The following is a 1,728-nucleotide window of genomic DNA, read 5'->3' as shown; positions in this document are numbered from 1 at the left end:
GAGACAATTGCACCGGGAAAAACATCGGAAACCCCTGAAACCGATGTTAGAAGAGCTGAGAGACGCCCCCCAGAACAGGATTCTGCAACCGAGACAGATAGTTTTCTAGCCTTGAGCTCTTTCACTACTGCCTGGACCAACTCCTCGCCGGTCGTGGTATACACGTACTTCTTCCATCGTCTCGTGAATAACGAACAGATCTCTTCAAGAATCTGCTCATTATCTGAAGATAAAATTACGGTAGGTCCCGAGAAGTATCTTACTCTCGTGACAAACTTGACGCTAGGAAATTCCGAGAGCATCTGCTCCGTGAACTCTTCTACTTCGGGTTCCGTAAGGTCGACAAAACCAATTGTTCTAGAATAAGAAGGCGGTGGGAGCGAGATGAACTTAAGCGCCTCTCTGAACACCGCTTCCATTTCCACTGGAGGTCCCGGAAGTATAACGATTTCCTTATTATCTTCTCTTATGTAAGCTCCTCTCGCACTTCCCGATGGATTTGCTAGTTGAATGGAGTCCTGAATCACAAAAGACTGTCTTTTCAACTGCGGGAGCTTCTCGAGCATACCTTTCTTCAAAACTTCTCGAGAGCGACGAATGATACTCGCTGTCATAAATCAGCTCTTTCCCAAGAAAATCGGCAACCGTTTGGAGCGTTATGTCGTCGAAAGTGCTTCCGAGTCCGCCAGTTATTAGCAAGAGATCGGCTTTATCAAGAGCGTTACTGATTTCTCTTTCTATGAATTCTTTCCTGTCGGGAACAATGACTATTGACTGAACTTCGAATCCCAGGGCAGTGAGTTTTTCAGATAGATAGCCGCCGTTACTGTCTTTGACAACTCCTTTAGTAATCTCGTCGCCTGTAAGAAGGATTGCAGCCTTCAAATGACCACCTCCTCGTCAATTGTATCACCAAACGGACGGTGGTATAATTGGTTGCCGGGGGAGCCCAAAGGGCTGAGAGTGCTGAAAGCAGACCCCATGAACCTGATCCGGTTAGGACCGGCGTAGGGACGGCCAGTGAGTGCGCCTCCGGTAATCGCTTACAGGAGGTGTATTTTTATGAGAAGAGCACTACTGCTGTCACTGATGATCTTTTTCCTTTCTCTTTCAGCAGTATCCGCATTGACTGTCTACTCATATGACTCGCTAGAACCGCTTGCCGAAGAGAGTTTTGGTAAATTTACAGAACAGACTGGAATTGACGTCGAGTTTCGTGCGGTGGGAGACTCGGGATCACTGTTGAGCTTGATTATTTCGGAGAGAGAGAAGTTTGATGGAGATGTCGTTATTGGGATCGACAATCTTCTTTCGCGGCGGGCCTTCGAAGAGGACATCTTTCTCTCTTATCGCCCCATGGGCTTTGAGAGAATCATAAGCAACGATCTCCTGCTGGATGAGGAGTGGCGACTCACGCCTTATGACTTTGGAAGTATAGCACTCATCTGCAACGGAAGTCAGATCGAAGAGTCTATTTCAACCTTGTGGGACCTTACTAAGCCGGAGTTCGAAAGAAGCGTAATAATCCAGGATCCGAGAACCTCCAGTACTGGTCTCTCATTTCTTGCATGGACTTACCTTTTGTTTGGAGAGCGCTTCGAAGAGTTCTGGCGGGCGCTGACTCCTTCGATTCTAACGGTTTCGTTGAGCTGGGACGACGCCTTCCAGAAGTTCGAGTCGGGAGAGGCTCCAATCATGATTTCCTACGCCACCGATGGAGCGTATTCG

At 47.9% G+C, this 1,728-nt stretch carries 3 protein-coding genes and 1 riboswitch; of the genes, 1 reads left to right on the top strand and 2 read right to left on the bottom strand.

Annotated elements, in window-relative coordinates; translation table 11 throughout:
• Positions 1-545 (bottom strand): CinA family protein (locus tag BG32_RS16455; protein ID WP_259459606.1); only part of this gene is annotated, 545 nt, incomplete at its 3' end.
• Positions 457-885, bottom strand: a complete 429-nt coding sequence (locus tag BG32_RS16450; RefSeq protein WP_259459605.1) for a molybdopterin-binding protein — start codon at positions 883-885, stop codon at positions 457-459. The genes BG32_RS16455 and BG32_RS16450, both read right to left, overlap by 89 nt.
• Before the next feature lie 46 nt (positions 886-931).
• Positions 932-1,032: riboswitch (TPP riboswitch) on the top strand.
• A gap of 30 nt (positions 1,033-1,062) precedes the next feature.
• On the opposite strand from BG32_RS16450, the gene BG32_RS07815 reads away from it, so the two are divergent.
• On the top strand, positions 1,063-1,728 hold a 666-nt coding region (locus BG32_RS07815; RefSeq protein ID WP_121526653.1), incomplete at its 3' end, for a thiamine ABC transporter substrate-binding protein.

It is taken from the genome of Mesotoga sp. HF07.pep.5.2.highcov, assembly GCF_003666285.1.
Taxonomy (GTDB): Bacteria; Thermotogota; Thermotogae; order Petrotogales; family Kosmotogaceae; genus Mesotoga; species Mesotoga prima.
The sequence above is the reverse complement of the archived record's forward strand: the minus strand, read 5'-3'. Positions and strand labels throughout refer to the sequence as shown.